Origin of the sequence: Streptomyces sp. NEAU-YJ-81 (assembly GCF_017592595.1) — a bacterium.
In the GTDB taxonomy this organism is placed as follows: domain Bacteria; phylum Actinomycetota; class Actinomycetes; order Streptomycetales; family Streptomycetaceae; genus Streptomyces; species Streptomyces hygroscopicus_B.
The window spans coordinates 1-5,921 of the sequence record NZ_JAGFNO010000095.1; the positions used below are offsets into that span (position 1 = coordinate 1).

Annotated in this window: 2 protein-coding genes; both read right to left on the reverse strand. The window is 70.4% G+C overall.

Features of this window, described 5'->3' with window-relative positions:
- Positions 1–1,824: type I polyketide synthase (locus J5X86_RS49955; protein WP_208523200.1), on the reverse strand; the 1,824-nt coding region annotated here is incomplete at its 3' end.
- 26 nt (positions 1,825–1,850) lie between these two features.
- Positions 1,851–5,906, reverse strand: a complete 4,056-nt coding sequence (locus J5X86_RS49960) for an SDR family NAD(P)-dependent oxidoreductase (protein ID WP_243983363.1) — start codon at positions 5,904–5,906, stop codon at positions 1,851–1,853.
- Between the last annotated feature and the right edge of the window lie 15 nt (positions 5,907–5,921).

The following is a 5,921-nucleotide window of genomic DNA, read 5'->3' on the forward strand; positions in this document are numbered from 1 at the left end:
CACACCCCGCACCACATCCACCAACGACCACCCCGTCAACGGATCCAACACCCCAGCACACTCCCCCAAAGCCTCCGCAAACACCCCACACGACTCCAACAACTCAGCCCCCATACCCACCCACTGCGCCCCCTGACCAGGAAAAACAAACACCACCCGACCCCGAACATCCGCCCTTCCCGCCCCGCCGCCCTCCGCCACCGCCGCCAGCCCCGCCAACACCTCACCCCGATCCCCAGCCACCACCACCGCACGGTCCGACAACGCCGCCCGGCCAACAGCCAACCCCGCGCCCAACTCCCCAACACGCAACTGCGGATGAGCCTGCACGTACTCCAGCAACCGCCGCGCCTGTCCCCGCAACCCCGCACCACCACGCCCCGACACCACCAACGGCACCACACCACCCGGAGCCCCCACCACCGGCGCCAGGTCAATGGCCACCTCCGGAGCCTGCTCCAAAATCACATGCGCATTCGTCCCACTCACCCCGAACCCCGACACCCCAGCCCGACGCGGACGCCCCACCTCCGGCCACACCCGCTCCTCAGTCAGCAGCTCCACCGCACCCGCCGACCAATCCACCTGCGACGACGGCTCATCCACATGCAACGTCCTCGGCAACACCCCACACCGCAACGCCAACACCATCTTGATCACACCAGCCACACCCGCAGCCGCCTGCGCATGACCAATATTCGACTTCAACGACCCCAACCACAAAGGCCGATCACGATCCTGACCGTACGTGGCCAACACCGCCTGCGCCTCAATCGGATCACCCAACGGCGTACCCGTCCCATGCGCCTCCACCACATCCACATCCGCCGCCACCAGCCCGGCACTGGTCAACGCCTGCCGGATGACCCGCTGCTGCGACGGACCATTCGGCGCCGTCAACCCATTCGACGCACCATCCTGATTCACCGCACTACCCCGCACCACCGCCAACACCCGATGACCATTCCGTTCGGCGTCCGACAGCCGCTCCACCAGCAGCACTCCCGCGCCCTCGGAGAAGCCGGTGCCGTCCGCCGCGGCCGCGAACGCCCTGCAACGGCCGTCCTTGGACATCCCGCGCTGACGCGAGAAGCCGACGAAGATACCGGGGTTGGCCATGACGGTCACCCCTCCGGCCAGCGCCATCGAGCACTCGCCCAACCGCAACGCCTGTACGGCCAGATGCAAGGCCACCAGCGACGAGGAGCACGCCGTGTCCACCGCGACCGACGGGCCCTCGAAGCCGAGCGCATAGGACACCCGCCCCGACAGCACGCTTGCCGAGGTGCCCGTGCCCATGACCGCCTCGAGCTCCTCGGGGACCCGCGCTCCGGAGCCGTAGCTGTGGTACGTCACCCCGGAGAAGACGCCGATGTCCTTGCCACGCAGCGCGGTCGGGTCGATCCCGGCGCGCTCGAATGCCTCCCAGGAGGTCTCGAGCATGATGCGCTGCTGTGGATCCATCGCCAGCGCCTCACGCGGCGAGATCCCGAAGAAGCCCGCGTCGAACTCCCCCGCGTCATGGAGAAAGCCACCCTCGCGGACATAGCTGGTGCCCGGGTGATCCGGATCCGGATCAAAGAGGTTCTCCAGATCCCAACCACGGTCCTCCGGGAACCCACCGATCGCGTCACCGCCGGACGCCACCAGGTCCCATAGCTCCTCCGGCGTGGTCACCCCGCCCGGCAACCGGCACGCCATCCCCACGATCGCGATCGGTTCCGACAAGCCACGGCGTATGTGGGCGTTCTCCTGCTCGAGCCGCTCGTTCTCCATGAGCGTGACACGCAGCGCTTCGACGACCTGCGCTTCGGGAGTGGTCATCCCAGCCTCCGCATTCCGGACCGACATTACTTCCCGGCCTTGTTCATGGCTCGTTGCACCAGGCTGGCGACGTCCATATCGGCGATCGTGGCGGCCGACTGCCCGTCCGCCGGTTGCTCTTCCACCCGTTGCCCGTGCGCCGGCTGCTCCGCTTCCGATTCCCGGACCAGCGTCATGAGGGTGTCCAGGATGCCCAGCTCCTGGAAGCGGCTCAGCGGTGTACTGGCCAGCGCGCGGCGCAGGTCGTCCTCGCTGCCGGTGTGGCTTTGCGCGGGCGGAGCGTCCGGGCAGAGCTTCATCCGCAGGTGGCGCATCAGGGCGGTGGGCGTCGGATAGTCGAAGACCAACGTCGCCGGAAGGCGTATCCCGGTGTGGCTGGCCAGGCGGTTGCGCAGTTCCACCGCCGTGAGGGAGTCGAAGCCGATTTCGTTGAACGCCAGGTCCGGCCCGATGGCGTGAGCGGAGGCGTGGCCCAGGACCCGAGCGGCTTCCCGGCAGACCAGGCCGAGCAGGATCTGCTCCTGCTCCTCGGACGTGGCCCTGGTCAGGCGCTGGGTGAAGGCGTCCATGTCGGCGGCGGTCCGAGCGGTGCGCCGACTCTGCCGGACGAGGCCACGGAGCAACGGCGGCACCGGTCCGGTGGCGGCCTGGGCCCGCAGTGCGCCGGGGTCCAGTTTCATGGGGAGCACCACCGGCTGGGGCATGTGCAGTGCGGTGTCGAACAGTTCCCCGCCTTCGCTCTCCGACAGTCCGGCCACTCCCCCGCGCACCATGCGCTGCTGGTCGGCATCGGTGAGGTGGCCGGTCAGCCCGACCCCCGCACCCTGTGTCCACAGCCCCCAGGCCAGGGAGATGGCCGGGAGACCCTGGGCGCGGCGTCGATGTGCCAGCGCGTCCAGGAAGGCGTTGGCCGCCACATAGCTGCCCTGCCCCGAGCTGCCCAGCGTCCCCGCGGCCGAGGAGAACAGGACGAAGGCCGCCAGATCCAGGTGCCGGGTCAGCTCATGCAGGTGGAGTGCGGCATCCACCTTCGGGGCGAAGACCATGTCCAATCGCTCCCTGGTCAATGCGGTGATCACACCGTCGTCCAGCGCGCCCGCGCTGTGCACCACGGCGGTCAGCGGCGCGTCGCCCGGCAGCGAGGACAGCAGCTCGGACAGGGCGTCGCGGTCTGCCACATCGCACGCGGCGATCCGTACCCGTGCGCCGAGTGAGGTCAGTTCCCGCTCCAGCTCGGCGGCGCGGGTGGCCTGGGGTCCGCTCCGGCTGGTCAGCAGCAGGTTCCGTACGCCGTGCTCGGTCACGAGGCGCCGGGCGGCCACCTTGCCCAGCGATCCGGTGCCACCCGTGATGAGCACGGTGCCCTCCGGGTCCAGTCGGCGCGGCAGGGTGAACACGTTCTTGCCGATGTGCTGCGCCTGGCTCATGAAGCGGAAGGCGGCCGGAGCGCGCCGGATATCCCATACGGTCACCGGCGGCGGGGTCAGCACCCCCTTCTCGAAGAGGTCGACCAGCTCGGTCAGCATCCGCTGGATGCGCTCGCCACCCGCCTCGGCCAGGTCGAACGCCCGATAGGCCACGCCGGGGTGCTGGGTGCCCGCCTCTTCGGCATCCCGGATATCGCTCTTGCCCATCTCGATGAAACGGCCGCCCCTGGGCAGCAGTCGGAGTGAGGCGTCCACGAAGTCGCCGGCGAGGGCATCCAGCACCACATCGAAGCCCCGGCCCCCGGTCATCTCGAGAAACCGCTGCTCGAACTCCAGTGTCCGGGAGTTGGCCAGCCGTCCCTCCGGGACACCGGCGGCGTACGCCGCGTCCCATTTGGCCGGCCCGGCCGTGCCGTAGACCTCAGCGCCCCAGTGCCGGGCCAGCTGCACCGCGGCCATGCCGACGCCACCGGCGGCGGCATGGATCAGGACCGACTCCCCGGGCTCCAGCCCGGCCAGGTCCCGCAGCCCGAAATAGGCGGTGAGGAAAACACAGGGGACCGCGGCCGCCTGCTCGAAGGACCACCCCTCGGGGATGTGGACGAGGGTGAGGCAGTCGGCCACGGCGATGGGGCCGCCCGCACCCTCGAACAGCCCCATGACCCGGTCGCCCGGAGCGAAGCGGGTGACACCTGGGCCGACCTCCGTGACCACACCGGCGCCCTCGTTGCCGATGCTGATCTCGCCGGGGTACATGCCCAGCGCCATCAGCACATCGCGGAAGTTGAGTCCCGCGGCACGTGTCTCGATCCGGACATGGCCCGGGGGAAGTGGCGCCAGCGCCTCCGGCGACGGCAGCAGCGCCAAGCCCTCCAGCGTTCCCGGACCACGGGTGCCCAGCTGCCACGCGGGCTCTCCCTCCGGCGCCACGAGTGCCTCGTCGGCCGTCGGCCGGGTCAGGCGGCGCAGATGGCAAACGCCTCCGCGCAGCGCGAGCTGTGGTTCGTCTCCGCTGAGCAGGGCGGGCAGCAGCGTGGGCAGGGCCTTCGTGGAGGCCGGTGCGTCGTCCAGGTCGAGCAGCAGAATCCGCCCGGGGTTCTCCGACTGCGCGGTGCCGACCAGCCCCCAGGCCGCGGCGACCGCGGGGTCCACCGAATCGGCGTCCCGCACCCCTACGGCGCCCCGCGTCAGCACCACCAGGCGAGAGTCCTCCAGCGAGGGCGCGGTCAGCCACGTCTGCAACACGTCCAGCACCTGGCCGGTCAGTTCGCGCGCCCGGGCCGCGCCGGTGTCGTCGCCTACGGCATCGCCGGGGCCGATCTCGTACAGCAGGACTGGCGGCGCCTCGGACGACTCGGACGACTCAGCCGCGTCGCGCGCAGGGGGTGCAGGCGGTGCGTCGGCTCGCGAGGCCAACTGCCGTACATCCTGCGCGGTGTGGACGGAAACAGTGTCCAGTGGCGCGTCGGCGGCTACGACGCGCAACTCCTCCCACCCCACGAGGAACATCTGGTCCGTCGACGTCCGTGTGGCGGCGTCCAGCAGTGCCGTCGGCATGGGTCGTAACACCAACGACTCGACCACCGCGACCGCCGCCCCGCTCGGATCGGCCAGCCGAAGGCCCACCCCATCCTTGCCGTTGGGCGTGATGCGTACGCGCAGTGCCGAAGCGCCGGAGGCGTGCAGGGAGACTCCGCGATAGGCGAACGGCAGTGTGGGCCCTGCCTGGGTCTCGGCACGGTCGCGGAACGCGGTGGCATGCAGGGCCGCGTCGAGCAGAGCGGGATGCAGCCCGAACGCGGTGGCGTCTGCCGACAGCTCATCGGGCAGGGTGACCTCGGCATAGATCTCGTCGCCCCGCGTCCACGCGGCCCGCAGACCACGGAAGGCCGGGCCGTATCCGTAACCCCCGGCCTCCAGCTCCTCATAGACACCGCGCACCCGCTCCTCCGCGACCGCCACCGCCCCGGTGGGGGGCCACTGCGTCAGGTCCGCGTCCAGTTCATGGGGGATGTCCTGGGCGAGCGTGCCGCTGATGTGGCGAGTCCAGGGCGCGTCTGAGGCATCGTCCTGCCCACGTGAGTGCACCGTCACCGGGCGACGGCTGGAATCGTCCGGTGCGCCGACGCTCACCCGCACGTGCACACCGTCGCGCTCGGGCAGGGTGAGCGGCGCTTCGACGACCAGCTCTTCCACGACACCACAGCCGACCTCGTCACCGGCGCGCACCGCCAGCTCCACGAACGCCGCCCCGGGCAGCAGTACGGTGCCCGCCGCCGCGTGGTCGGCCAGCCATGGATGCGTGCGCAGCGACAGTCGAGAGGTGAACAGCAGGCCGCCCGACTCCGGCAGCTCGGTGACGGCGCCCAACAGCGGGTGGTCGGCCCGCACGAGCCCCAGCGCGGTCGCGTCCACCGTTTCGCCTCGCCGTCCCAGCCAGTAGTGCTGGTGTTGGAAGGCGTAGGTCGGCAGATCCAACGCGGCATGCCCGGGGATGTCGCCGAGCAGCGCGGTCCAGTCGACGGGGACACCACGTACGTACACCTCGCCCAGGGAGGTGAGCACGCGCCGCATGCCACCCTCGTCCCGGCGAAGGGTGCCGGTCACCACAACCGGTCCGGCGTCCGCCAGCTCCGCCGCCGCCTCGATGCTCATCGTCAGCACCGGATG

Bases quoted from the DNA above. Each gene is read 5' to 3' on its own strand.
- J5X86_RS49960 (WP_243983363.1), bottom strand. From the start codon at position 5,906: ATGAGCATCGAGGCGGCGGCGGAGCTGGCGGACGCCGGACCGGTTGTG.